Below are 23611 nucleotides of genomic sequence, written 5' to 3' on the forward strand. Positions count from 1 at the left end.
AAGGCCCTTATCGGTTCAGAGCGCCTCATGATCCCCCGCTCCAACTGTCCATGGAATAGCGCAATGCTGCACATGCAGCAACGGTCAGCTTGTCTCAGGCCGAAGTTGGGTAGTGCCGCGCGGGTCAACCCGCTGATTGTTCAATGTTCTTTGCTGTCCATGGCGCCGATACGCTGGGTGCGCCGAACAAGAAACCCTGAAGGCAATCGACGCCATTTGCGACAAGAAACTCTGCGTCTTCTTTCCTTTCGACCGATTCGGCAGTGACAAGAATCTCAAACTCGCGGGCGACGGCGATCAGGGCGCGGACCAGGGCCTGATTGTCCCGGTTGGCGGCAATGCCGCGTACGAACTGGCCGTCGATCTTGGCGGCATCGAACAGAAACTCTCGGAAATGGCGGAAACTGAAATTGCTGGCACCGAAGTCGTCCAGCGCAAAGGCAATACCGCGCGGTTGCATCCGATCCATGAAATCCATCACCAGATCGGGCAGTGTCATCGCCGAGCTTTCCGAAATCTCAAGGATCAGGCGGTCGCCGATGCTGGTGTCTTTCTTCAAGAACCGCTCCAGCACGCGGGACCATCGCGCGAAGCCGATCGAGCGCGCGGACATGTTGATGGACAGGCGGATATCGGGGTGTCGGGCCAGTGTGCGCAACCCCATCTCCAAGGCAATACAGTCGAGTTCCCGACCGATAGGCGTGTTTTCCAACTGTGGCATGAAATCTCGCGCGGGAATTACCCGGCCGGTTTCGTCCAGTACCCGGATGAACCCTTCGTAGAAGGCGACGCCGTGCGGCGCGTTGGCCTGCATCACCGGCTGAAAGGCCAGCTTGCATTGTCTGTGCTTCACGGCGTCCGAGGCCATTTGAACCGTTGAGGCATCGCGCGATGTCACAGCCGCGTCCAAAGGGCTGTCCGACCCTTCGGGCAAATCTGCCAGGTGTTTGTCCGCCATGATTGCCTTGCCTTTTGTCGCTTTAGGTCAAGGTTGGATTTCAGACGAAACTTGTGAATTTGAGGTTAATGAGGGTGCGATTGCCGACTAACGGGCAACCTCCCAGGCACGACCGACCGTAATCGCCGCCCCGATGACTGCGCCTGCAAATCCCAGAGCCATCATAATGAAACCAAACGCGATAAGAGGCGCTGCACCGCCGCTGAGCGCGGACAACATGGCCACGATCAGACCCGCCAATCCCAGAAAGGTCGAAAGGGTCGTGATGCGGGTCATATCAGATCTCCGGGTTAAGCGGCTGCGTATCAATGTGATATGGACCGCTCGGATCGGTATTCAAGAAACGAAACCGTGTGGATCGGCGGATTTAAGCCTGTTCTGCCTGCGATTTGGGCAGGTCGGCCCGGAAATGCTCGAATCCGGGCGTTCCGCGATCTTCGGGGTGCAGGGCGATGTGCTTGGCTTTGATCTGTTGGGAATTGTCCCGGCTTCCATCGTGGCTATATCCCGGTGGGGCAAAGCAATAGGCCAGACGCTGGCGTAGGGTCAGGCCCGGTTGCGAGGCATCGCGCCAGATCCCGACCCATTCGTGAAACGCCACGCGCAACGGATTGAATGTGCCGATATTGTGGACCAGTCCGAAATCTACGCGGTCATCCTCCTGCTCGGGGACGAAGGTCCCGAACATCTTGTCCCAGATGATAAAGACACCGGCATAGTTGCAGTCTAAGTAGCGCGCATTGCGGCCATGATGGGCGCGGTGGTGGCTGGGGGTGTTCATCACCGCCTCGAACCAGCGGGGCATCTTGCCGATGGCTTCGGTGTGGATCCAGAACTGATAGATCAGGTTCAGACCGCCCACGAACAGAACCATGGCCGGGTGGAACCCCAACAATATCAAGGGTGCGCGCACGACCATCATGAAAGTGAAGGTATAGGTCCAGGTCTGTCGCAGCGCGGTCGTCAGGTTGTAATGCTGCGAGCTGTGGTGGTTCACATGGCTGGCCCAGACCCAGCGGATGCGATGGCCGAACCGATGCACCCAGTAATACCGCAGGTCATCCAACACAAAACACAGGACGATGACGGGGATCGAGGTGCCCAGATCCAACGGAGTGATCTGCCACAGCCACATGAAGAACGCATAGGCGATGAACCCCAGCAGCAGGCCCGAAGCGATATTCCCCGCGCCCATGATCAACGAGGTTACAGCATCGCGTGTCTCGTACCGGCCACCTTTGCCTTTGACGGCTATCCAAAGAAACTCGGCCAGAATCGCAGCGATGAAAAAGGGGACCGCCCACTGAACGGCATCCGGAAAGGTGACTTGGTCGGTCATGCGGGCTCCATCAGGTTGTGCCAGTGCTGGCGCTCGGTGTCATCGAGGTGGATCAGGACGCGGGGCGTGCCGAAGTCGTGAAAGCGGACCTCGAACCCTTTGGGGTGGTCCAGCCAATCGAAATCCTGAAGGTGTCGCGCGACCGTGTCGGCGCCGAAAGACCAAACAAGACCGTTGCCCGCAGGTGTGCGGATCAAAGCCGTATGGCCGTCATTGGTGATTGTTACATCAACAACCTCGTCGCCGGGTACATGTCGCAACCAAGCGGCTTTTGCGACGTCCGGGGTTAGCTGCGTGACACGAGACTTGCCCGCAAGATGCATCATCAAGGTGATCCCCGCGATCCCCCCGATCACCAGAACCAGCAATATTCCAAGCGGCATGACCATCCTCCCGCAGGACAGAGTGCAAGTCGGCTGCGGCAGTGTCAAAGGTGGCGTTGCGTAAGCCTTTCGCAGAAAACGACCGGCCCGCGAGGCACGGACCGGTTACTGCATTTTTAAAGTCGACTGCGATCAGCTTTCGCCGCCCACCAATGCGCCGACAATCGCCTTGGCACTGTCCGAGTTCCATTCGGCATCGCCGATCAGACGGGCAATCTCGTCTCCGTTGGGATCAAGGATCACAGTAATCGGCAGGGCAATCACGCCGAATTCCCGCGCCACAGCCGAACCGGGATCCTGATGGCGGGGCAAGTTGTCGATACCGGTTTCGTCGAAGAACTTCTTGATACCGGCAGGTGAGTTACGGCCAGTGGCAAGTGTCACAACCTCGAACTTGTCGCCGCCGAACTCTTCCTGAAGCTCAGCGATCTGGGGCATTTCCTTTCGGCAAGGCGCACACCACGTGGCCCAGAAGTTCACCAGAACATATTTGCCTTTGTAATCGGCCAGTGTCGCTGTACCGCCGTCATCTTCCAACTGAAACTCAACAGCGGCCTTGGGCTTGGGCTCTTTGTGCAGGATCAGCCGTTTCAACGTGCCTTCGCGCAATGGCTTAAGAGTTTCTATATCTGCGGCCAAAGCCGCATTTGCACCCAGCGCAAGGGCCATATAAAGGGGGATCAGACGAAATAGGCGCATATCAACTCCGGGTTTTCTTACATGACCGATCAATCCTCGAACCAGATGTGGGGCGGCCGCTTTGCCGCCGGTCCAGACGCGATCATGGAGGCAATCAATGCCTCGATCGGGTTCGATCAGCGGATGGCAGCCCAGGACATCGCAGGCTCGCGCGCCCATGCCGCCATGTTAGCGGCCACAGGCGTCATAAGTGATAGTGATGCGCAGGCTATTCGGGAAGGGCTGCTCACAGTCTTGTCAGAAATCCAGTCCGGTTCGTTTCAGTTTTCGACCGCGCTGGAAGATATTCACATGAATGTCGAGGCGCGCCTGAAAGAAGTCATCGGAGAACCTGCGGGGCGTCTGCACACCGGGCGCAGCCGCAACGACCAAGTCGCGACCGATTTCAAACTGTGGGTGCGTGATCAGTTCGATGCTGCGGAAACCGGCCTTCTGGCCCTGATCCGGGCGCTGTTGACACAGGCCGAGGCTGGGGCCGATTGGGTCATGCCCGGATTCACCCACTTACAAACGGCGCAGCCCGTCACATGGGGTCATCACATGATGGCCTATGTCGAGATGTTTGGCCGCGACCTTTCCCGTGTCCGTGACGCCCGCGCGCGGATGAACGAATCTCCCTTGGGCGCTGCTGCGCTTGCGGGCACGTCTTTCCCTATCGATCGGGACGTGACCGCCCAGGCGCTGGGCTTTGACCGTCCCGCCGCGAACTCTCTGGATGCGGTCAGTGACCGGGATTTCGCGCTGGAATTCCTGTCCACCGCTTCGATCTGCGCCGTGCACCTGTCGCGCTTTGCCGAAGAACTGGTGATCTGGTCCTCGGCCCAGTTCCGATTTGTCACGCTCTCGGATCGCTTCTCGACCGGTTCGTCGATCATGCCGCAAAAGAAAAACCCCGATGCGGCCGAGCTGATCCGCGCCAAAGTTGGCCGTATCTACGGCGCGAACACCGCGCTGATGATGGTGATGAAGGGCTTGCCGCTGGCCTATTCCAAGGACATGCAGGAAGACAAGGAACAAGTCTTTGACGCCGCCGACAACTGGATGCTGGCGCTGGCCGCGATGGAGGGCATGGTCAAGGACATGACCGCCAACCGCGACAGTTTGGCGGCTGCGGCAGGGTCAGGTTTCTCGACGGCGACCGATCTGGCTGACTGGCTGGTACGGGTGCTGGGCCTGCCGTTCCGCGATGCGCATCACGTCACCGGATCGCTTGTTGCCATGGCCGAAGCCAAGGGCTGCGACCTGCCTGATCTGACCCTTGAGGACATGCAATCGGTTCACGCTGATATCACCGATGATGTCTATTCTGTCCTTACGGTCGAAAATTCGGTAAACTCGCGTCAATCCTTTGGCGGCACGGCACCCGATCAGGTGCGTGCCCAGATCAAGCGGTGGAAGGCGCTGGTGTGATGCGGATTTTACGTTTGGTGCTTTTGGTCTCGGCTGGTGCGGTACTGGCCGGGTGCGGTGCGGACGGCGAGCCGATCCAACCCACCATGAGTGCCAATATCGGCGTCGGCAGCAGCGGCACCTATGGCGGCGTTGGTGTCGGGTTGCGTAAAGGCGGTCTGGGCGTGTTCCTGGGGCTGTAACTGATCGTCAATTCAAATTCTGAACTTTCGAACCTGACCCGATCTGAAGGACCGGATCGAAATACATGAGACAAATATGAAATTCATCGCACTGTTTCTGCCCGTTCTTTTCCTGGCCGCCTGTGATCCGTCCTACACACCGCGCCCCGAGCCTAAAGCGCAAACCAGCGGGTCTGGCATTTCGATTTCAGGCTATGGTCGGGTCGGGGTCGGCGTTCGCAAGTAACGGCCCGCGCCGCCGTGCACGGAATCCATTGATCCGCAGACCTCTTTTGGTCTAAGCGCGCTTGTATGGATCACTTTCTCTACCGCGACGGCGCGCTTTACGCCGAGGATGTCCCAATCTCCGAGATCGCAGCCGCGGTCGGAACCCCGTTCTATGTCTATTCGACGGCGACCTTGCTGCGGCATTTCAAGCTGTTCGATGACGCGCTGGACGGGATGGATCACCTTGTCTGCTACGCGATGAAGGCGGCCAGCAATCAGGCGATTCTGAAGACGTTGGCGCAGGCGGGCGCGGGGATGGACGTGGTTTCGGGCGGGGAATACCTGCGGGCAAAGGCCGCGGGCGTGCCTGGCGAAAAGATCGTATTCTCGGGCGTTGGCAAGACAGCGGATGAGATTCGCACCGCGCTGACCGGTGGCATCCGCCAGCTCAACGTGGAATCCGAGCCTGAGATGGAAGTGATCAACGCGGTCGCACTGGACTTGGGCGTGATTGCGCCGATCACCGTGCGGGTGAATCCGGATGTGGATGCCAAGACCCACGCCAAGATCGCCACCGGCAAGTCGGAAAACAAGTTCGGCATCCCCATCGCCCGCGCGTCCGAGGTGTATGCCCATGCCGCCACCCTGCCGGGGCTGGATGTGATTGGCATCGACGTCCATATCGGTTCGCAACTGACCGAGCTAGAGCCGTTCGAACTGGCCTATACCAAGGTCGCTGAGCTGACCGAGCAACTGCGCAGCGAAGGGCACAATATCCGCCGTCTTGATCTGGGAGGCGGGCTGGGCATCCCCTACACCCGCGCCAATGACGCGCCGCCGCTACCTGTGGAATATGGAGCTTTGATCCAGAAAACGCTGGGCCATCTGGGCTGCGAGATTGAAATCGAACCGGGCCGTCTGATCGCGGGCAATGCGGGTTTGATGGTCAGTAAGGTGATCTATGTGAAATCGGGCGAGGGACGCGATTTCCTGATCCTGGATGGGGCCATGAACGACCTGATCCGACCTGCGATGTATGAGGCGCATCACGACATCGTCGCCGTGACCGAGCCCGCGCCGGGCGTGGAACAACGTCCCTATGACATTGTGGGCCCCGTGTGCGAAACCGGCGACACCTTTGCCAAACAGCGCAACATGCCGCCGCTTGCAGCCGGTGATCTGGTCGCTTTCCGTAGCGCCGGGGCCTATGGTGCGGTGATGGCCAGTGAGTACAACACGCGCCCATTGATCCCCGAGGTTCTGGTGCGCGAAGATCAATTCGCCGTAATTCGTGAACGGCCGAGCTTTGACGAAATCATAAACCGCGATACCATACCTGAATGGCTCTGACGCGATAGGCGCGCGGGCCTGCTGACGGAGGCCCGCCTTTATGGCTAAACAGACCCTGCCGATCCCTAGACTGTCCCTCTGGCTGACCCATGCAGGGATGTTGGCCGAGCAGGTCTGGCGGGCTTTCTGGCCATTTTTCTCGATCCTGATGGCGATTCTGGCTGCTTTGATGCTGGGATTGCAGGATTTCGTGACGGTTGAAACCGTTTGGATCGTCGGCGCACTGGCTTTGCTGAGTCTGCTGGGCTCGCTGGTCATTGGCGCAAGGCGATTCCATATCCCCAGCCGCGCCGAGGCGCTGATGCGGTTGGATGAGACCCTGCCAGGGCGACCGATTCAGGCACTGATGGATGATCAGGCCATTGGTGCGATGGATGCCGATTCTGTGGCGTTGTGGCAGGCGCACCAATCCCGCATGGCCGCACGTGCCGCGCAGGCTGAGCCGGTGAAGCCCAACCTGCGGCTTGCGGATCGTGATCCCTATGCCCTGCGCTATTCGGCCCTGTTGGCGCTGGTGATCGCAACGCTCTTCGGGTCGTTTTGGCGTATTGGTACGGTGGCCGAGATGACCCCCGGCGCCGCCGTCGCAGGACAGGGGCCGAGTTGGGAAGGCTGGGTCGAGCCTCCGCGTTATACCGGTCTGCCGACATTGTATCTGGCCGATCAGTCCGACCCGACCTTGTCGATTCCTCAGGGAAGCCGAATTACTTTGCGGTTTTACGGAGAAGTCGGCGCGCATAGCCTGACTGAAACCACCACGCCTCTGGGCACCGAAGGCGCGACCGATCCGGAACAAGAAATCGTTGTCGATAAATCGGGTGTTCTGAAAATCGACGGCCCCTCGGGCCGGGATTGGGCGCTGGATATCATCGCAGACGCACCGCCCCATATCGCGGTGGCAGATATCGCCGAGTCCGAGGCGGGTGGGCGGATGAAATTGCCTTTCGCAGCGGGGGATGATTATGGCGTCGAATCCGGCTCGGCCCTGATTGAACTTGATCTGGCCTCGGTCGATCGCCGCTATGGCCTGACGCTTGAACCCGAACCGCGCGAGGCGATTGCGGTGGAGCTACCGATGCCGATCACCGGCGACCGGTCTGATTTCATCGAAGACCTGATCGAGGACTTCTCGGAGCACCCTTGGGCGCATCTGCCGGTCAAGATTACCCTGACCGCGCGCGATGCGGCTGATCAGGAAACGCAGTCTGAGCCCTACATGACCGCTTTGCCGGCGCGCAGGTTCTTTGACCCGCTGGCGGCGGCAATCATCGAACAACGTCGCGACCTGCTTTGGACACGGGACAACGCAACGCGAGTCTCCCAACTGTTGCGCGCGGTGTCGCACCTTCCCGAAGGCTTCTTCCGCTCGGATACCGCATACTTGCGGCTGCGCGTGACATTGCGGCGGCTTGAGACCTTCAATGAATACGGTCTGAAACCTCAGCAGCAGGCCGAGATTGCCCAGGCCCTGTGGGATCTGGCGGTGCAGATCGAAGATGGAACGCTGGCCGATGCGCTGGAACGGATGCGGCGCGCGCAAGAACGCCTGACCGAAGCGATGCAGAATGGTGCGACAGATGAGGAAATCGCCGAGTTGATGCAAGAGCTGCGCGAGGCCACGGACGAGTATATGCGTCAGCTTCAGCGCCTAGCGCAGGACGGGGACAGCGAAGAGCGTCAGTCCGGTCAGAATGGCGAAAGCATGCAAATGACGCAGGACGACCTGCAACGCATGATGGACCGCATTCAGGAGCTGATGGAACAGGGCCGGATGGCCGAAGCCCAACAGGCGCTGGAGGAATTCCAGCAGATGATGGAGAATATGCGCGTCACCCAGGGACAGGGTCAGGGCCAACAATCCGAAGGCCAACAGGCCATGGAAGGGCTGGCCGAGACGCTGCGCGAACAGCAGGGGCTGAGCGATCAGGCGTTCCGAGACTTGCAGGAACAGTTCAATCCGGGCGCGCAGGCTGGTGAAAACCAAGGCAATGAAGGCCGCAACGGTGGTCAGGGGCGCGGCGAAAGCCATGAAGGACAAGGCGGCCAGGGTCAGGGCTCGGATCAGGCGGGCGAGGGCCAGCAGGGTCAGGGATCGCTGGCGGACCGGCAACAGGCCCTGCGCGATGAATTGGGCCGCCAGCAGCAGAACCTGCCGGGTGGCGGAACGCCCGAAGGGGATGCCGCACGTGACGCATTGGACCGCGCGGGTCGTGCCATGGATGATGCAGAACAGGCCCTGCGCGGCGATGATCTGGCCGAGGCGATTGACCGTCAATCCGAGGCGATGGAGGCGCTGCGCGAAGGGATGCGCTCATTGGGCGAGGCATTGGCGCAAAACCAGCAGAACCAACCGGGTCAAGGCACGCAGGACGGTGATATGCAGGCCAATAACCGCGATCCGCTGGGGCGCAGTCCGGGGTCGTCTGGGTCAATCTCGACCGATGAAGGCATGCTTCAGGGCGAGGACGTCTATCGCCGCGCGCGCGAGCTTCTGGATGAAATCCGCCGCCGGACCGGTGAATCAGACCGCCCGCAGCTTGAGCTTGAATACCTCAAACGTCTGCTCGAACGGTTCTGATTTCTCAAGGTCTGATTTACTGCGCGCCTGAACTGGTCTGCGCTTGTAGCCACAGCCGCGCCTGATCAACTAACGAGACATAGCTGTCCAGCACCGGATCGGCTTGAGGGACAGCTTCGGAAATCTGTTGCGCGTTGCCGTAGATCAGAAACAGGATCACGCCAATGACGACCATCAGCAGGAATCCGCGGCGGAACCCGCCGCTGGGGGCCTTGCGGGGCAAAGGCTGAACCTGTTCTTTCTTCTTTTTCTTGGGCTTCTTTTTCGCAACAGGTTCGTCGCTGCGCAGACTTGAATTTATGGCCTCCACGTCCGGCAAATCTTCTTTTTTCGCAGGGTCTTTGGCGGCCTCGGTGGCGGTCAGTTCGCGGATCGCCTGCTCCGGATCGGGTTCAGGTTCAGGCTCCGGCGTAGGTTTGGGTTCTGGCGGGGTCAGTGCCAGATCGGTCTGCGTTTCAAGGCTTTCTGCCTCTTGCGCCCGCAGATCGGCCTCGCGCGCGGCCTCTTCCTTGAGGATGCTGGAGACCGATGGGTCGACATGGCTGCCTGTGGGGGTATCCGCAGGTTTGGGCGCCGCCTGAGGTGTGGGTTGGGGTTCCGGTTCCGGCTGAGGCGGCGGCGCGGGCTTTGGTTCTGGCTGTGGTGGCGCTGCCTCGGGCTCTGGCTGCGGCGCAGGTTGTTGTGCGGGCTGCGGCTCGGAGTCTGGCTGCGGTTCGGGTTCTGGCTGCGGCGCGGGTTGCGGAGCCGGTTGAGGCTCGGGCGCTGGTTCGCTTGCCTCTACCTCGGGTACAACCGGGTCAGGCTCGGGTGCGGTGGTCTTGGCCTGAAACCAGGTCTTTTCGCAGTTCGAACATTGCACATCGCGACCTTCTGCCGGGATCACCTCGTCCGGAACCTCATACTGGGCACTGCAATTCGGACATGTAAGACGCATACTGCCTCCTGGCCACAATATTGGCCCGATAATAGTTTTTTCAGGAATGATATTCCGTTAAGACCTGACCGCAAAGGGTGTTTTCGGTTTCACACGACAAGTGTCGCCAATTCGACCCGGTGCAGAGATTGAAACATAAACCGCGCTCGGGCAAGAAGGGCGGTGAACAACCTGGGGGCCCCTGTGATCGAGCTGGAAAATGTCAGCTATACCTATGGTGGTGACGCATTGCTGAGCGATGTGTCCCTGCATCTGCAACCGGGGTCCTTCCACTTTCTGACCGGCCCGTCTGGCGCGGGCAAAACCACGTTACTGAAGCTCTGCTATGGGGCATTGCTGCCAACTTCGGGACGGTTGACTGCCTGCGCTCAGAATGTTGCGGAATTGGATCGGGATCAGATGGCTCTGTTACGGAGGCGGATTGGGGTCGTCCACCAAGATTGCCGGTTTCTGGATCACCTGACATTGGCGGAAAACATTGCTCTGCCACTGATGGTGTCCGGCAAAGGTGAAAACGCGCAGAAAGAGGATATGGACGAGTTGCTGAACTGGGTTGGGCTGGGCGCACGGCAGGATGCTTTGCCCCCCGAGCTGTCCGGCGGCGAACGGCAACGCGCCGCTCTGGCACGGGCGGTTATCCTGTCGCCAGATGTGGTTCTGGCCGACGAACCCACCGGAAATGTCGATTGGGACATGTCGCAGCGCCTTTTGCGGCTGCTGGTCGAGTTGAACAAGATGGGCAAAACTGTGCTGATCGCGACCCATGATCTTAGCCTGATCCGGGCGGCCAAAAGCCAGGTGCAGGCACGGGTTCTGCGGATTTCGCAACGCAACGTGCAACTGGCGGGGGCTGATCTGTGACGCAAGACAGTCTTCGCAACATGCTGTTGCCCGATAGCAGGGCCGACCGGGTGGTGCCCCCCACCGGGTATACGGCGCATCTGACCCTGTTCGTGTCCGGCGCGATGGCCTTTCTGGCGGTGTTTGCACTGGCCCTGTCGTTTGCCTCCGGCCGCTTGGCCGAACGATGGGCCACGGAACTGGCTGGTGCGGCCACCCTGCGTATCAATGCCCCGGCTGATCAGATGGCGGCCCAGACTAAGGCCGCGTTGGATGTGTTGTCACAAACACCCGGTGTGGCTTCGGCGCGCGCGTTGACTGCCGAGGAACAGATCGCGTTGTTGTCCCCCTGGTTCGGGTCCGACCTGCCACTGTACACGCTGCCCGTACCGCAATTGATCGAGATTATCGAGGGCGAGCCCGGCATGGATGTGGCCGGTCTGCGCCTGCGTCTGGGGGCCGAGGCACCGGGCGCCGTTCTGGACGACCACACCCGCTGGCGCGCACCGCTGGTCGATGCGGCCATGTCACTGCGGCGTTTGGGTTGGATCTCGATCCTGCTGATCGGAGGGGCAACGGCGGCAATGATTACTCTGGCGGCTAATGCGTCGCTTGCGGCCAATGCCCAGATTATCGAGGTTCTGCGGCTTGTCGGTGCCCGCGACCGGTTCATCGCCCATGCTTTTGTGCGCCGTTTCACCTATCGCGCTTTCTTTGGGGCTGTGGTCGGTGTTCTGTTCGGTATGATCGGGGTGTTGCTATTGCCCGAAGCCTCGGATGAGGGAGGGTTTCTGACCGGTCTGGGATTTCGCGGTTTGGGCTGGTTGTTGCCGGCGCTGATCCCGATCCTCGGTGCAGCCGTGGCTTTTCTGGCGACCTGGACGGCGGCAACGCGCAAATTGAAGGAGCTTTCGTGATGGCGGCAGTTCAATGGGTTCGGTCACTGATCTTCATGATCGTGATCTATGTGTGGATGCTGATTCTTGGGATCGTGTTCGCCCCCTATGCAATCTTTGCCAAACAAGGTGCGCGACGGGCGTGCAAGACCTATGCGCGCAGCACCATGTGGCTGGCTAGCTGGATGGTCGGTATCCGCTGTGAAGTGCGTGGCACGCCACCGGTTGATGAAGTGGTTGTTGGGGCAAAACACCAGTCGTTTCTTGATATTATGATGATCTTCAATGCCATGCCGCAGGCCAAGTTCATCATGAAACGCGAGCTTATGTGGACACCGATCATTGGGATATATGCGCGTCGGCTGGGCTGTATCCCGGTGGATCGTGGCAAGCGTGGCGCGGCGGTGGCCAAGATGGTCAAGGATGTGGCCAAAGAGTTTTCCGAACCCGGCCAGTTGGTGATCTACCCGCAAGGAACGCGCGTCGCGCCCGGCGCGCGCAAACCCTATAAGGTTGGAACCGCCGTGCTGTATGAGGGGCTTAACTTTCCGTGCATTCCTGTGGCGACCAATGCGGGTGTTTTCTGGCCCCGCACGGGCATTTTGCGCAAGCCGGGCCTTGCGATCGTCGATTTCCTTGACCAGATCGAGCCCGGCGTTGACCGCGATCCGTTTCTGGCCCGCCTAGAAGAGGTGATCGAGACGCGCTCCAACGCGTTGATGCAGGAAGTGGGGTTTGACCTGGATGCAGTACATTGACGATATCGAAACGCTCGAGGCACTCTATGGCACGCCAGCGGCACCGTCTTTGTGCAAAGTTGCGCCTCGTCTGACTCCGCTTTACCGGCAATGGATCATGGCTTCGCGGCTGTGCATCCTCAGCACGGTTGGGCCGGAAGGTGTGGATGGCAGCCCGCGTGGCGACGATGGTCCGGTGGTTCTGGAGCTGGACGACAGGACACTTGCCCTGCCGGATTGGCGTGGAAACAACCGGTTGGACAGCCTGCGTAATATCGTCCGTGACCCGCGCGTGGCGCTGATGTTCATAGTGCCCGGTTCCAACAACGTGGTGCGCGTGAACGGAACGGCCCGCGTGACTGCGGATCCCTGCTTGACCGCCCGGTTTGACAAAAAGGGCAAACACCCCGCCACGGTGATCGTTATCGACATCGCTGAGGTCTACACCCAATGCGCCCGTGCGTTGATGCGGGCCCGTACTTGGCGCAGTGGTGACAAAAGCGCCACCCTTCCGACGATGGGGGAGATCCTGGCCGAAGCTTCGAACGGAGACGAAGGCGGCGCGCGCTATGACGCCGAATGGGGCGCGCGCGCCGAGAAAACGATGTGGTGATCAGCCCACAATATTTCACGGTATCGCCACACGGGTGGACAAATACGGACGCAAAAATAGGATGAGCGAAACCGGAGGCTTAGATGCAGCAGTTGCAAACATACTGGCAAGAGTTCCTAGTTCACGCAAAAAGCGTGTTGTTGTATCCGCTTAACCCAGATAACCGAGTTTATGTCCTGTATCTGGCAACTTCTTTCCTCATCGCGTTCTGGATCTATGCCCGGAAAAGGCGTGTGTCTTCAGAGGTTGACGGAGAAACGACGTTCTTCGGGTTTCTGTTTCCAAAGAAAGTCTGGCGACATCCGTCAGCGTGGCTGGACGTAAGATATTTCTTCTTCCACATGCTGATTGGGCATTTCCTGTTGCTAGGTCTTCTGGCCGGCTCTGCGGCGGTATCCTATTATTGGGCCAGTGGTGGGTTTGACCCTTCCACCGTTGAGGATGGCAAACACCTCACAGGTTGGGTGGGGGCCACTATCACCATAGTCTATATGTTTGTGCTCTTTCTGGTGTTGGATTTCATTGGCTTTTACTGCCACTATCTGCAGCACAAAATTCCACTGTTGTGGCAGTTTCATAAAGTTCATCACAGTGCTGAGGTCATGCATCCGATCTCGAACTTCCGCGAACATCCCGTTGACAACCTGTTCTATCACCTGGCGATTGGCCTAGGCAGCGGCGCGGTAACGGGTTTTACCTTTCGCATACTGGGATATCATCCAAATATTCCCGTTATTCTAGGTGTGCCGCTGTTGATGTTCTTGTTCAATGCCGTGGGCTACAATCTGCGGCATTCCCATATTTGGCTGCGTTGGCCTGGTGTTTGGTCCAAGGTCTTCCCATCTCCTGCTCATCATCATGTGCATCACAGTTGTCACCCGGATCATCTGGACAAGAACTTTGCCTTCATGTTTCCGGTCTGGGACGTGTTGTTCGGCACATATGTCATGCCGGACGACAATCGAGATGTGAAATTTGGTGTGACCGAGAAAGACAAAGGCCAGGAACTGAATACTTGTATGAGACTGTATTTCGTGCCCTTCAAGGACGCATGGACCCTTATGCGGCGCAAACTTCGGGCCAAACATAATGCGCAGCAACCTCACAGCAGTGAACCTGCCGAGTAATTCGCCAAGTTAAGGTGCGACGCGATGTACCCGGAGCATCGCGCCGCTTTTCCGTATCAGCTGTGGATTGGCCCGTCGCCGCAGGCCAGAGCCGCTTCGCGCACTGCTTCGGAATAGGTCGGGTGCGCGTGGCAGGTCAGGGCCAGATCTTCGGCCGAGGCGCCGAATTCCATTGCAACGCAGACCTCGTGGATCAGGTCACCAGCTGCTGGGCCGATGATGTGGGCGCCCAGAATGCGGTCAGTGTCCTTGTCGGCGAGGATTTTTACAAACCCGTCGGCGGCAAAGTTTGCCTTGGCGCGGCCATTGCCCATGAACATGAACTTGCCAACTTTGTAGGCGCGGCCTGCCTCTTTCAGCGTGGCTTCGGTTTCGCCTACATTCGCGACTTCGGGCCAAGTATAAATCACGCCCGGAATGACACCATAGTTCACATGGCCATGCTTGCCTGCGATCTGTTCGGCTGCGGCCATGCCTTCATCTTCGGCCTTATGGGCCAGCATCGGGCCTTCGGTCACGTCACCGATGGCGTAGATGCCGGGCACGTTGGTTTGCCAGTCACTGCCGACCTTGATCTGACCGCGCGGTGTCATCTCAACCCCCAACGCGTCCAGCCCCAGCCCGTCCGAGAAGGGTTTGCGCCCGGTGGCGACCAGCACGGTGTCGGCCTCGATCATATGCTCGCTGTCATCTTTCAACAGCTTATAGGTGACTTTGGCCTTGGTCTTGGTGGCTTCGGTCTTTTGAACCGCAGCCCCCATGACAAAATTCAGACCCTGTTTCTTGAGGATACGCTGGAAGGTTTTCTGAACCTCGGGGTCCATGCCCGGCGTGATCTCCTTGAGGAATTCGATCACTGTCACCTCGGCCCCTAAACGGCTGTAGACCGAGCCCAGTTCCAGCCCGATCACGCCCGCGCCGATTACAACCATCTTTTTTGGAATCTTGCCCAGCGACAGCGCGCCGGTCGATGTCACGACGACCTTTTCGTCCACCTCAACACCGGGCAGCGAGGACGGCTCGGATCCTGATGCGATGATGATGTTTTTGGCGGTGTGAACCTCGTCACCCACCTTCACCTGGCTGGCAGCTGGGATCGAGCCCCAGCCTTTCAGCCAGTCGATTTTGTTCTTCTTGAACAGGAACTCGATGCCCTTGGTGTTGCCGTCGATCACCTCGTCCTTGTAGGCCTGCATCTGTTTCCAGTCGACCGAGGGGCTTTTACCCTTGAGGCCCATCTTGGCAAAGTTATGTTCTGCCTCGTGCAGCTGATGGCTGGCATGCAGCAGCGCCTTGGACGGGATGCAGCCCACATTCAGGCAAGTGCCGCCCAGCGTTTCACGCCCTTCGACAACGGCGGTTTTCAGGCCCAGCTGGGCGCAACGGATGGCGCAGACATAGCCGCCGGGGCCAGCTCCGATTACGATGACGTCATAGTTTGCCATTCAAATGGTCCTTTGTTGTTCTCGGGGAGGGCATGCGCCCGGGTCCGTAGGCTTCTTATACCAGCGTGAGATGCAAGATTAAAACAGCGCCGCAAGCAGCATTGCGACAGTTGCGAAAAAGCTGACAAGCCAGACGATTGTACGCCATGGTGTCCAACCCAGCGCATAAGCGGGGACATAGATGACGCGTGCAATCAGAAAAATCCAGGCAGCAGCGGCGGTGAATGAGGTCGATTGTCCTGTCACGGTAATCACGAGGGCGGCGATGGCAAACAGGGTCAGCCCTTCGGTCAGGTTGCTGAGCGCACGATGCATCCGCCCCGAGGCTCCGGGCCGGTCAATTTCCGTGTCGCGGGGCCCGATCGCCTTGTTCACATCCATTTTGCCGTGGCTGACGGCCAGATAGGCAATGAACTGAACGGCCCAAAGCAAGGCGGCCAGGGTCAGAACTGTGATTTCGGGGGTCATTTGGGTATCCGATTTTAGCAGGGCCTGAGAGTGGCCGCGTCGTCAAAGCCGCGGCCTAAAACGCCTCAAAGCGCCTGGAGGTATAGATAGGCCGTTGCGAAAAACCCGGCCAGCCAGACGGTTGTGCGCAGGAACGGTACGGGAATGGCAAACGCGTAGATCGGAACAAAAACGATCCGCGCGATCAGGAATATCTGCGCGGCAAACAACGTACCGCCGGTAAAAGCGTCCTTGGCGGACAGGATCAGAATGGCAGGTGCAAACAGTGCCATAGCGACGACTGAATTGGCCAAAGCGCGCTCCACCCGACCTGCGACGCCGGTCAGCGGCGGCATGTCATCGCGTGCGCCGCCCAGCGTCATCAACCCGACCTGAGACATTGCAGTCAGGATATTCAGCAAAACCACAATAATGACCACTAGGCCATAGAGGGCAAGAATCGAAAGCTCGGAAGACATGATAGGTATCCTTTTGTCAATCTCAGTCCGGTCTTGCGACTACCATTCACCGGGCGCGAAGGCAGGCTGGGTTCACGGGTATTTGCGTGCCCGTGTGCGAGATGACCCCGCACACGGTTTGTTTCAGTTCAGACTGGATTCAGCAGTTTCACTTGAATATGGGCAACGCCGCCGCGTTCGTGGTGCATCGCCAGCTCCTGCGAATCCAGAAAAGCACGGGCCTTGTCCAGATCGCGCACCTCAAACATGGCGATGGCGTGATCGCGCTGATCGGGATCGCGCCAGACGTGCAGGTCGTGGATACCTGCCGCCTTGCGCATAGGCTGATCTTCGCGGAACACGGTCAGCCAGGCATCGAAATCGGCCACATCGGCCTGCCAGAGAACATGGGTTGCCATGATTACAGATCCATCAGCAGGCGGCGCGGATCTTCCAATGCCTCTTTGACGCGAACCAGGAAGGTCACCGCGCCTTTGCCGTCAACGATCCGGTGGTCATAGGACAGTGCCAGATACATCATCGGACGGATCACCACCTGACCATTGATCGCCATCGGGCGGTCCTGAATCTTGTGCATGCCCAGAATACCCGACTGCGGGGGGTTCAGGATCGGCGAGGACATCAGCGAGCCGTAAACACCACCGTTCGAGATGGTAAAGGTGCCGCCCTGCATCTCAGCCATGGACAGCTTGCCGTCACGGGCGCGCTTACCTTTTTCGGCAATGGCTTTCTCGATCGCAGCAAAAGACATGCTGTCAGCATCGCGGATGACCGGAACCACCAGACCGGTCGGCGTGCCGGCGGCCACGCCCATATGAACGAAGTTCTTGTAGACAATGTCGGTGCCGTCGATCTCGGCGTTCACCTCGGGCACTTCTTTCAGCGCGTGGCAGCAGGCCTTGGTGAAGAAGGACATAAAGCCCAGACGCACGCCGTGCTTCTTCTCGAACTGGTCCTTATACTGGCTGCGCAGTGCCATCACTTCAGTCATGTCCACCTCGTTATAGGTGGTCAGCATGGCGGCGGTGTTCTGGCTGTCTTTTAGACGCTTGGCGATGGTCTGGCGCAGGCGAGTCATCTTGACCCGTTCCTCGCGCGCGGCGTCATCGGCGGCCACAGGCGCGCGCGGCGCAGGGGCAGGTGCCGGAGAGGCAGCAGGCGCGGGTGCGGCAGCCGTTGCCACGGCGCGGGCCACGTCCTCTTTCATGATGCGACCGTCGCGGCCGGTGCCGGTGACCTGATCAGCCGACAGACCGGCTTGTGCCATCGCTTTCTCGGCCGAAGGTGCGTTGGACACGTCCTTGCCCGTGGCCGCAGCTGCAGGGGCCGCCGCTGCCGGAGCAGCCGCCGGAACTGCAACAGCACCTGCGCCCGAGATCACGGCCAGTTTCGCCGATGCGTCAACGGTCGTGCCCTCCGGCGCGGTGATTTCCGCAAGAACACCTGCGGCGGGGGCTGGAACTTCGACTGAAACCTTGTCGGTTTCCAGCTCACACAGCATTTCATCCTGCGTGACGGCGTCGCCGACCTGTTTGAACCATGTGGACACGGTCGCCTCGGTCACGGATTCACCCAGCGTGGGGACCATTACGTCAACGCTGCCACCCGATGCGGCCGGAGCCTCAGCCGCCGGGGCCGCCGCCGCCGGTGCCGGAGCAGCGGCTGCGCCCTCTCCTGCGGTGATAGTGGCCAACAAGGCATCAACGCCAACGGTTTCACCCTCGGCGGCGACGATCTCGCCCATCACGCCGGCTGCAGGGGCGGGCACTTCGACTGTAACTTTGTCAGTCTCCAACTCGCACAGCATTTCATCCACGGCCACTGCGTCACCCGGCTTCTTGAACCAGGTTGCAACTGTGGCCTCGGTGACCGACTCGCCCAGCGTGGGAACACGAACTTCAATGGACATCATTATTTTCCTTCAATGCTCAGCGCTTCGTTAACCAGCGCTTCTTGTTGGGCTTTGTGTTGGCTGGCCAGACCCGTCGCGGGCGAGGCCGAAGTAGCGCGGCCGACATAGCGGGGCCGTGTATGTTTTGCTTTAATCCGGGTCAGAACCCATTCGATGTTGGGTTCGATAAAGGACCAGGCACCCTGGTTCTTGGGCTCTTCCTGACACCAGACGATCTCGGCCCCTTTGAAGCGCTCAAGCTCATTGATCAGCGAATGCGCCGGGAACGGATAATATTGCTCGATCCGCATCAGGTAGACGTCGTCGATCCCGCGCGCGTCGCGTTCTTCGAGCAAGTCATAGTAGACCTTGCCTGAACACAGAACGACCCGCTTGACCTTGTCATCTGCGACCAGCTTGGTGTCCGAGTTGCCATGCTGCGCGTCATCCCACAGCACCCGGTGGAAGCTGGATCCGGTGGTGAATTGATCTGCGGTGCTGACGGCCAATTTGTGACGCAGCAGTGATTTTGGCGTCACCATGATCAGCGGTTTTCGGAAAGTCCGGTGCAGCTGACGGCGCAGGATGTGGAAATAGTTCGCCGGCGTCGTGCAGTTCGCCACGATCCAGTTGTCCTGCCCGCACATCTGCAGGAAGCGTTCCAGACGCGCGGACGAGTGTTCAGGCCCCTGACCTTCAAACCCGTGCGGCAACAGACAGACCAAACCGGACATACGCAGCCATTTGCTTTCACCCGAGCTGATGAACTGGTCAAACATGATCTGCGCGCCGTTGGCAAAGTCGCCGAACTGCGCCTCCCACAAGGTCAGGGCATTGGGTTCGGCCAGCGAATAGCCGTATTCAAAACCCAGCACCGCATATTCTGACAGCATCGAGTCGATCACTTCATAGTGCGACTGTCCGGCCCGGATGTTGTTGAGCGGATAGTATCGTGCCTCGGTCTCCTGATGCACAAAGCCCGAGTGGCGTTGGCTGAATGTCCCTCGCGTTGCATCCTGACCGGACAAGCGGACCGGATAGCCCTCGGTTAGAAGCGAGCCAAACGCCAGCGCTTCGCCGGTTGCCCAGTCGAACCCCTTGCCGCTTTCGAACATCTTTTTCTTGTGGTCCAAAAGTCGGCCGACGGTTTTGTGCAGCGCGATATCTTCGGGCACATGGGTCAGAGCGTTGCCGACCTCGGCCATGGTTTCCGGCGAGATCGCCGTGTCGCCCCGGACATACTCTTCCTTGTTTTTGTCCAGATGTGACCAGCGCCCGTCCAGCCAGTCGGCCTTGTTGGGTTTGTAATCTTTCCCCGCCTCGAACTCGTCATTCAGGTGGGCCTGGAAAGCGGCTTTCATATCCTCGATTTCGCCTTCGGGGATCAGGCCATCCTTGACCAAGCGTTCCGTATAGAGCGACAGCGTGGTCTTATGCGTCTTGATCTTTTTGTACATGATCGGGTTGGTGAACATGGGCTCATCGCCCTCGTTGTGACCAAACCGGCGATAGCAGAAGATGTCGATAACCACGTCCTTGTGGAACTTCTGGCGGAATTCGGTCGCCACTTTTGCGGCGTGAACCACCGCCTCGGGATCGTCACCGTTCACGTGGAAAATCGGCGCTTCAACCATCAGCGCGATATCGGTGGGATAGGGGCTGGAGCGGCTGAAATGAGGCGCCGTGGTGAAACCAATCTGGTTGTTCACCACGATATGCATGGTGCCACCGGTCTTATGCCCCCGCAGGCCGGACAGACCGAACCCTTCGGCCACAACGCCCTGACCTGCAAAGGCCGCGTCGCCGTGCAGCAGAATGCCCATCACCGCCGTACGCTCGTCATCCTTCAGCTGGTCCTGCTTGGCGCGGACCTTGCCCAGAACTACCGGGTTCACGGCCTCAAGGTGGCTGGGGTTGGCGGTCAGCGACAGGTGGACATTGTTGCCGTCAAATTCCCGGTCGCTGGACGCACCCAGGTGGTACTTCACGTCGCCCGAACCATCCACATCCTCGGGCTTGAAGCTGCCGCCCTGGAACTCGTTGAAGATCGCGCGATAGGGTTTGCGCATCACGTTGGCCAGGATGTTCAGACGGCCCCGGTGCGGCATTCCGATGACGATGTCCCGGACACCCAGCGCACCGCCGCGCTTGATGATCTGTTCCATCGCGGGGATCAGAGCCTCACCGCCGTCCAGACCGAACCGCTTGGTGCCCATGTATTTGACGTGCAGGAATTTCTCGAAACCCTCGGCTTCGACCATCTTGTTCAGGATCGCCTTGCGGCCTTCCTTGGTGAACGCGATTTCCTTGCCGTAGCCTTCGATCCGCTCCTTCAGCCATGCGGCTTGTTCGGGATCGGAAATATGCATGTATTGCAGCGCGAAGGTGCCGCAATAGGTCCGCTTCACGATATCGACGATCTGCCGCATCGAGGCCATCTGCAGGCCCAATACGTTGTCGATAAAGATCGGCCGGTCCATGTCGGCCTCGGTAAAGCCATAGGTCCTAGGGTCCAACTCGGGGTGGTTGGTTGCGGCACGCATGCCCAGCGGGTCCAGATTGGCGGCCAGATGGCCCCGGATACGATAGGCCCGGATCAGCATCAGTGCGCGCAGGCTGTCCAGAACCGCGCGCTTGATCTGATCTTCGCTAACCGCAACGCCCTTGTCCGCTGCCTTGTCCTTGATCTTCTTGCCGGCCGCCTTGGCGTCGATCTCGGCCCACTCACCGGTAAGCGCCCCCGTCAGGTCATCCGCAGGCATAGGTGGCCAGTCAGCGCGCGCCCAGGACGGGCCCTCGGCCTCGCGCTGCACATCCGGTGAGGCATCGCCCATGGCGCGAAAGAACTCGACCCAGGCCGCATCTACTGCATTCGGGTCCCGCGTGTATTGAGCGTATAGCTGTTCCAGATATTCGGCATTGTGCCCCTGCATGAAGCTTGAGGCATGAAAGGCGGAGTTGGGCGAGTGCTCGGTCATTGGGTTACCTCATATGGGTTGGGACCGTATTGGTTGGTGCCTGGCTGGCTGGGGCGGGTCAGCCACCACAGCACCAGAAGCGGCGAGATCATCAGGATTAGAAGGGTGGGTATAACAATCAGTAAAGTCGCGCGGGTGAACAGGATATCCAGATTGCCGCCATGCTGGAAGCTGGACGCCATTCCAATGCCAAACACTAGCACCGCAACGGCCCCGGCCATCAGGAGCAGCGGAAACAGAGCATAAAGCCCGCTGCGGCCGGTATCATGCATCCGCCGCCATGCGACCGCGAGGTGCGGGAAGAAGACGATTAGGCTGACAATGCTCTGCACCGGTTGACTCGATGTGGCAGCGACGGATCTCGTCGTTTCGGTCTCGGTCGTGGCGACTTGCGTGAAAAACTGAAGGTCAATGAAACCTGCGATAAGGCTCCAGATCACGATGAACAGGAAAAAGAACCAATACTCAGACCGCGAAGCACGACCCGAGAAGGTGAAGAACTTGGAGAAACAGGTGCGTACGGCGTCTGAGAAGGTCATTGGAGCGTCTCGACGTGCAGGTAAACATCATATTTGGGATCGTATTCGCTTCCTGTTGGGATCGCGTCCGGAATGATTCTGGTAACGTTCCCGCTAATCGGACCTGTAGGGTTTTGCAGCATCCCAAAAGGAGCGGATTGCAAAGGTAAATAGATCGCATACTCCAACAATCCGCTCATATCAAAGAACTCATCGCGAAGGCCCCGCTTGTGTTCGAAGGAGCGTAGCCAAATCTCCTCGACCGTAAAGGTTGAGGAAGTGAAGCATTCAACCATTCTGCTATCAGTTCTGTCGACCAATAACAAAGCAGGTGGTTTCAATTCTGAGCGCTGAAAAACTTTGACCATCTCAGCCGGTGCAAGCATGAGAATTCTGAGCGTCTCAATTTTCAAACGCAGGGACCAGTCAGCGTTTTTTACCGGACCCGGTCGACCTAAGGCACCCGCAAACGCTTGCTCAGCCAACCCTTCCAAAATCTGTTGGCTCAGTGCGTCATCAGCGATTTCTGACCAGCCCTGCGCAGTCAACATGTTGCTCAGGGCATCCATCTCAATTCTTGGATTGACGCACGCATTCGTCACCGATTCAAAAGGAGATTGAAATGTCTGCGCCGAAGTGTTGGACGCAAAACAGAACAGTGCGGCGGCGATCATTGATGCCGCTTTCGATACCCGAATGCCGCCGCACAAATTCATCTTACCCGATCGCTTCCAGCACAGCCTCACCCAGCGTCGCGGGGCTTTCCGCCACAACGATACCGGCCGAGCGCATGGCTTCGATCTTGTCCTCGGCGCCACCTTTGCCGCCGGCGACGATCGCGCCCGCGTGGCCCATGCGGCGGCCCGGAGGGGCTGTGCGGCCTGCGATGAAGCCTGCAACCGGCTTTTTGCGGCCCTTCTTGGCCTCATCGGCCAGGAATTGCGCGGCTTCTTCTTCGGCCGAGCCACCGATCTCACCGATCATGATGATCGAGTGAGTCTCGTCATCCGCCAGGAACCATTCCAGCACGTCGATATGCTCGGTCCCTTTGATCGGGTCGCCGCCGATGCCGACGCAGGTGGACTGGCCCAGACCCACATCGGTGGTCTGTTTGACAGCCTCATAGGTCAGGGTGCCCGAGCGGGACACAACGCCGACCGAGCCGCGCTTGTGGATGTGGCCGGGCATGATGCCGATTTTGCAGGCATCCGGCGTGATGACACCGGGGCAGTTCGGGCCGATCAGGCGCGATTTGGAGCCTTCCAGAGCGCGTTTCACCTTCATCATGTCCAGAACCGGGATGCCTTCGGTGATGCAGACGATCACTTCCATCTCGGCATCAATCGCCTCAAGGATCGAGTCGGCCGCGAAGGGCGGAGGCACATAGATCACCGAAGCATTGGCTTCGGTCACATGCTTGGCCTCGTGGACCGAGTTGAACACGGGCAGGTCAAGATGGGTCATCCCGCCTTTGCCGGGGGTCACGCCGCCGACCATTTTTGTGCCATAAGCAATGGCCTGTTCAGAGTGGAATGTGCCCTGCGAGCCGGTAAAGCCCTGACAGATCACTTTGGTATTTTCGTCGATGAGGACTGCCATT

General features: G+C 59.2%; 25 protein-coding genes. 10 read left to right on the forward strand and 15 right to left on the reverse strand.

Annotated features, from left to right (window positions below):
* Positions 1–124: 124 nt before the first annotated feature.
* The 5 genes from ACR0DB_RS09550 to ACR0DB_RS09570 all read right to left on the reverse strand — a co-directional run bounded on the left by ACR0DB_RS09550 (position 125) and on the right by ACR0DB_RS09570 (position 3379).
* Positions 125–958, reverse strand: a complete 834-nt coding sequence (locus ACR0DB_RS09550) for an EAL domain-containing protein (RefSeq protein WP_170772587.1) — start codon at positions 956–958, stop codon at positions 125–127.
* Positions 959–1045: 87 nt separating this feature from the next.
* Entirely contained in the window at positions 1046–1234 is a 189-nt protein-coding gene (locus ACR0DB_RS09555; RefSeq protein ID WP_480550410.1) for a hypothetical protein, read from the reverse strand.
* 91 nt (positions 1235–1325) lie between these two features.
* Positions 1326–2297 (reverse strand): sterol desaturase family protein, encoded by a 972-nt coding sequence (locus ACR0DB_RS09560; protein WP_480504477.1) that lies wholly within the window; start codon positions 2295–2297, stop codon positions 1326–1328.
* Complete coding sequence (locus ACR0DB_RS09565) at positions 2294–2680, reverse strand: hypothetical protein (protein WP_480550412.1); 387 nt, start codon at positions 2678–2680, stop codon at positions 2294–2296. The genes ACR0DB_RS09560 and ACR0DB_RS09565 overlap by 4 nt, the downstream gene beginning before the upstream one ends.
* Before the next feature lie 132 nt (positions 2681–2812).
* Complete coding sequence (locus ACR0DB_RS09570) at positions 2813–3379, reverse strand: TlpA disulfide reductase family protein (protein WP_170784938.1); 567 nt, start codon at positions 3377–3379, stop codon at positions 2813–2815.
* Positions 3380–3400: 21 nt separating this feature from the next.
* Here ACR0DB_RS09570 and argH point away from each other — a divergent pair, with 21 nt between their 5' ends.
* The 5 genes from argH (at position 3401) to ACR0DB_RS09595 (ending at position 9106) form a co-directional block, all read left to right on the forward strand.
* Positions 3401–4789, forward strand: a complete 1389-nt coding sequence (gene argH / locus ACR0DB_RS09575; protein WP_480550414.1) for an argininosuccinate lyase — start codon at positions 3401–3403, stop codon at positions 4787–4789.
* Positions 4789–4971: an argininosuccinate lyase gene (locus ACR0DB_RS09580; RefSeq protein ID WP_480550416.1), complete on the forward strand. Its 183-nt coding sequence runs from the start codon at positions 4789–4791 to the stop codon at positions 4969–4971. The genes argH and ACR0DB_RS09580 overlap by 1 nt, the downstream gene beginning before the upstream one ends.
* 76 nt (positions 4972–5047) lie before the next feature.
* The gene (locus tag ACR0DB_RS09585) at positions 5048–5197 is read left to right on the forward strand and encodes a hypothetical protein (protein ID WP_480550418.1); all 150 of its coding nucleotides are present in this window, start codon (positions 5048–5050) and stop codon (positions 5195–5197) included.
* Positions 5198–5262: 65 nt separating this feature from the next.
* The gene (lysA, locus tag ACR0DB_RS09590; protein ID WP_480550420.1) at positions 5263–6528 is read left to right on the forward strand and encodes a diaminopimelate decarboxylase; all 1266 of its coding nucleotides are present in this window, start codon (positions 5263–5265) and stop codon (positions 6526–6528) included.
* Between the two features lie 40 nt (positions 6529–6568).
* Positions 6569–9106 (forward strand): TIGR02302 family protein, encoded by a 2538-nt coding sequence (locus ACR0DB_RS09595; protein ID WP_480550422.1) that lies wholly within the window; start codon positions 6569–6571, stop codon positions 9104–9106.
* A 16-nt stretch (positions 9107–9122) separates the two neighbouring features.
* Here ACR0DB_RS09595 and ACR0DB_RS09600 read toward each other — a convergent pair whose 3' ends face one another.
* On the reverse strand, positions 9123–10040 hold the full coding sequence (locus ACR0DB_RS09600; RefSeq protein WP_480550424.1) for a zinc-ribbon domain-containing protein: 918 nt from the start codon (positions 10038–10040) through the stop codon (positions 9123–9125).
* 183 nt (positions 10041–10223) lie between these two features.
* Between ACR0DB_RS09600 and ACR0DB_RS09605 the strand changes: the two genes are divergently transcribed.
* From ACR0DB_RS09605 to ACR0DB_RS09625, 5 genes are all read left to right on the forward strand, one after another.
* Complete coding sequence (locus tag ACR0DB_RS09605) at positions 10224–10901, forward strand: cell division ATP-binding protein FtsE (protein ID WP_480550426.1); 678 nt, start codon at positions 10224–10226, stop codon at positions 10899–10901.
* Positions 10902–10921: 20 nt separating this feature from the next.
* Complete coding sequence (locus ACR0DB_RS09610) at positions 10922–11797, forward strand: cell division protein FtsX (protein ID WP_480550526.1); 876 nt, start codon at positions 10922–10924, stop codon at positions 11795–11797.
* On the forward strand, positions 11794–12534 hold the full coding sequence (locus ACR0DB_RS09615) for a lysophospholipid acyltransferase family protein (RefSeq protein WP_480550428.1): 741 nt from the start codon (positions 11794–11796) through the stop codon (positions 12532–12534). Before ACR0DB_RS09610 ends, ACR0DB_RS09615 begins: the two co-directional genes overlap by 4 nt.
* Positions 12521–13126 (forward strand): pyridoxamine 5'-phosphate oxidase family protein, encoded by a 606-nt coding sequence (locus ACR0DB_RS09620; protein ID WP_480550430.1) that lies wholly within the window; start codon positions 12521–12523, stop codon positions 13124–13126. The genes ACR0DB_RS09615 and ACR0DB_RS09620 overlap by 14 nt, the downstream gene beginning before the upstream one ends.
* A gap of 83 nt (positions 13127–13209) precedes the next feature.
* Positions 13210–14253: a sterol desaturase family protein gene (locus tag ACR0DB_RS09625; RefSeq protein WP_480550432.1), complete on the forward strand. Its 1044-nt coding sequence runs from the start codon at positions 13210–13212 to the stop codon at positions 14251–14253.
* A gap of 56 nt (positions 14254–14309) precedes the next feature.
* Here ACR0DB_RS09625 and lpdA read toward each other — a convergent pair whose 3' ends face one another.
* The 9 genes from lpdA to sucD form a co-directional block, all read right to left on the reverse strand.
* Positions 14310–15698, reverse strand: a complete 1389-nt coding sequence (gene lpdA, locus ACR0DB_RS09630) for a dihydrolipoyl dehydrogenase (RefSeq protein WP_480550434.1) — start codon at positions 15696–15698, stop codon at positions 14310–14312.
* A 78-nt stretch (positions 15699–15776) separates the two neighbouring features.
* Positions 15777–16166: an MAPEG family protein gene (locus tag ACR0DB_RS09635; RefSeq protein WP_170772561.1), complete on the reverse strand. Its 390-nt coding sequence runs from the start codon at positions 16164–16166 to the stop codon at positions 15777–15779.
* A 65-nt stretch (positions 16167–16231) separates the two neighbouring features.
* Complete coding sequence (locus tag ACR0DB_RS09640) at positions 16232–16624, reverse strand: MAPEG family protein (RefSeq protein ID WP_170772559.1); 393 nt, start codon at positions 16622–16624, stop codon at positions 16232–16234.
* Between the two features lie 128 nt (positions 16625–16752).
* Positions 16753–17022 (reverse strand): hypothetical protein, encoded by a 270-nt coding sequence (locus tag ACR0DB_RS09645; protein ID WP_480550436.1) that lies wholly within the window; start codon positions 17020–17022, stop codon positions 16753–16755.
* 2 nt (positions 17023–17024) lie between these two features.
* A complete protein-coding gene (gene odhB / locus ACR0DB_RS09650; RefSeq protein ID WP_480550438.1) occupies positions 17025–18533 on the reverse strand; it encodes a 2-oxoglutarate dehydrogenase complex dihydrolipoyllysine-residue succinyltransferase in 1509 nt (502 codons plus the stop codon).
* A 2-nt stretch (positions 18534–18535) separates the two neighbouring features.
* Positions 18536–21493 carry a 2-oxoglutarate dehydrogenase E1 component gene (locus tag ACR0DB_RS09655; RefSeq protein ID WP_480550440.1) on the reverse strand — a complete coding sequence of 986 codons (2958 nt, stop codon included), beginning with the start codon at positions 21491–21493 and terminating at the stop codon, positions 18536–18538.
* Positions 21490–22032, reverse strand: coding sequence for a DUF805 domain-containing protein (locus ACR0DB_RS09660; RefSeq protein WP_480550442.1), 543 nt, complete (start codon positions 22030–22032; stop codon positions 21490–21492). Before ACR0DB_RS09660 ends, ACR0DB_RS09655 begins: the two co-directional genes overlap by 4 nt.
* Positions 22029–22685 carry a hypothetical protein gene (locus ACR0DB_RS09665; protein WP_480550444.1) on the reverse strand — a complete coding sequence of 219 codons (657 nt, stop codon included), beginning with the start codon at positions 22683–22685 and terminating at the stop codon, positions 22029–22031. Before ACR0DB_RS09665 ends, ACR0DB_RS09660 begins: the two co-directional genes overlap by 4 nt.
* Before the next feature lie 43 nt (positions 22686–22728).
* A complete protein-coding gene (gene sucD / locus ACR0DB_RS09670) occupies positions 22729–23610 on the reverse strand; it encodes a succinate--CoA ligase subunit alpha (protein WP_170353524.1) in 882 nt (293 codons plus the stop codon).
* Between the last annotated feature and the right edge of the window lies 1 nt (position 23611).

This window comes from Ruegeria sp. AB6, assembly GCF_056542685.1.

Coding starts and splice junctions, on each gene's coding strand:
- ACR0DB_RS09565 (WP_480550412.1), bottom strand. CDS start 2,680: ATGCCGCTTGGAATATTGCTGGTTCTGGTGATCGGGGGGATCGCGGGG.
- ACR0DB_RS09665 (WP_480550444.1), bottom strand. CDS start 22,685: ATGATCGCCGCCGCACTGTTCTGTTTTGCGTCCAACACTTCGGCGCAG.
- sucD (WP_170353524.1), bottom strand. CDS start 23,610: ATGGCAGTCCTCATCGACGAAAATACCAAAGTGATCTGTCAGGGCTTT.
- ACR0DB_RS09570 (WP_170784938.1), bottom strand. CDS start 3,379: ATGCGCCTATTTCGTCTGATCCCCCTTTATATGGCCCTTGCGCTGGGT.
- ACR0DB_RS09640 (WP_170772559.1), bottom strand. CDS start 16,624: ATGTCTTCCGAGCTTTCGATTCTTGCCCTCTATGGCCTAGTGGTCATT.
- ACR0DB_RS09585 (WP_480550418.1), top strand. CDS start 5,048: ATGAAATTCATCGCACTGTTTCTGCCCGTTCTTTTCCTGGCCGCCTGT.
- odhB (WP_480550438.1), bottom strand. CDS start 18,533: ATGTCCATTGAAGTTCGTGTTCCCACGCTGGGCGAGTCGGTCACCGAG.
- ACR0DB_RS09655 (WP_480550440.1), bottom strand. CDS start 21,493: ATGACCGAGCACTCGCCCAACTCCGCCTTTCATGCCTCAAGCTTCATG.
- lpdA (WP_480550434.1), bottom strand. CDS start 15,698: ATGGCAAACTATGACGTCATCGTAATCGGAGCTGGCCCCGGCGGCTAT.
- ACR0DB_RS09600 (WP_480550424.1), bottom strand. CDS start 10,040: ATGCGTCTTACATGTCCGAATTGCAGTGCCCAGTATGAGGTTCCGGAC.
- ACR0DB_RS09660 (WP_480550442.1), bottom strand. CDS start 22,032: ATGACCTTCTCAGACGCCGTACGCACCTGTTTCTCCAAGTTCTTCACC.
- ACR0DB_RS09595 (WP_480550422.1), top strand. CDS start 6,569: ATGGCTAAACAGACCCTGCCGATCCCTAGACTGTCCCTCTGGCTGACC.
- argH (WP_480550414.1), top strand. CDS start 3,401: ATGACCGATCAATCCTCGAACCAGATGTGGGGCGGCCGCTTTGCCGCC.
- ACR0DB_RS09560 (WP_480504477.1), bottom strand. CDS start 2,297: ATGACCGACCAAGTCACCTTTCCGGATGCCGTTCAGTGGGCGGTCCCC.
- ACR0DB_RS09620 (WP_480550430.1), top strand. CDS start 12,521: ATGCAGTACATTGACGATATCGAAACGCTCGAGGCACTCTATGGCACG.
- ACR0DB_RS09635 (WP_170772561.1), bottom strand. CDS start 16,166: ATGACCCCCGAAATCACAGTTCTGACCCTGGCCGCCTTGCTTTGGGCC.
- ACR0DB_RS09645 (WP_480550436.1), bottom strand. CDS start 17,022: ATGGCAACCCATGTTCTCTGGCAGGCCGATGTGGCCGATTTCGATGCC.
- lysA (WP_480550420.1), top strand. CDS start 5,263: ATGGATCACTTTCTCTACCGCGACGGCGCGCTTTACGCCGAGGATGTC.
- ACR0DB_RS09555 (WP_480550410.1), bottom strand. CDS start 1,234: ATGACCCGCATCACGACCCTTTCGACCTTTCTGGGATTGGCGGGTCTG.
- ACR0DB_RS09580 (WP_480550416.1), top strand. CDS start 4,789: ATGCGGATTTTACGTTTGGTGCTTTTGGTCTCGGCTGGTGCGGTACTG.
- ACR0DB_RS09550 (WP_170772587.1), bottom strand. CDS start 958: ATGGCGGACAAACACCTGGCAGATTTGCCCGAAGGGTCGGACAGCCCT.
- ACR0DB_RS09625 (WP_480550432.1), top strand. CDS start 13,210: ATGCAGCAGTTGCAAACATACTGGCAAGAGTTCCTAGTTCACGCAAAA.
- ACR0DB_RS09610 (WP_480550526.1), top strand. CDS start 10,922: ATGCTGTTGCCCGATAGCAGGGCCGACCGGGTGGTGCCCCCCACCGGG.